Source organism: Dellaglioa sp. CoH-55-MRSF-7, from assembly GCF_056782235.1.
Genome location: NZ_JBXAYI010000057.1, coordinates 1 through 479 on the forward strand (window position 1 = coordinate 1; position 479 = coordinate 479).

2 protein-coding genes are annotated in these 479 nt (G+C 54.7%); both read left to right on the forward strand.

The genetic code is table 11. The features are described 5' to 3' along the window. Positions 1 to 196: hypothetical protein (locus tag AC1RPU_RS07835; protein WP_481769618.1), on the forward strand; the 196-nt coding region annotated here is incomplete at its 5' end. Positions 197 to 209: 13 nt separating this feature from the next. Beyond that, a partial coding sequence (locus AC1RPU_RS07840; protein ID WP_481769619.1) for a hypothetical protein occupies positions 210 to 479 on the forward strand: 270 nt, incomplete at its 3' end.

Consider the following 479-nt stretch of genomic DNA (forward strand, 5'->3'; position numbering starts at 1 on the left):
GAACGGAAGCGGCGACGTGTCATTGACGGCCGCGAACGTGAACGCTGTTCCAGTCGCTGGCAACGTGACTATGACGGGCCCGCTGAACATGGGATCACAGGTGCTCAACGGTATTGCTACGCCAGTCAATCCGAGCGATGCAATTCCGCTTTCGTATATCACGGCTCTTGTCATAGATGGTGGCGTGATAGGTTAATTAGGAAAACAAAATGACAACAGCGAACATTCCTGTTCAGCACCCGCGCCTGATAACGGCGGGTGCCCGGCCAACTACGGCTCAGCTTCTTCAGGGACAGTTGTCCATAAACTTCCCGGACCGAAAGTTTTACACTCTCGACAACACTGGTGCGATCATCAGCATAGGTGTGGCTCCCGGGGATTTGGCACCTGTTGCGTTCACCGGCAGCTATAACGATCTAACCAACAAGCCCTCGGGTGGCAACTACACTCTTCCGCCCGCCTCAGCATCAGTTTTGGGG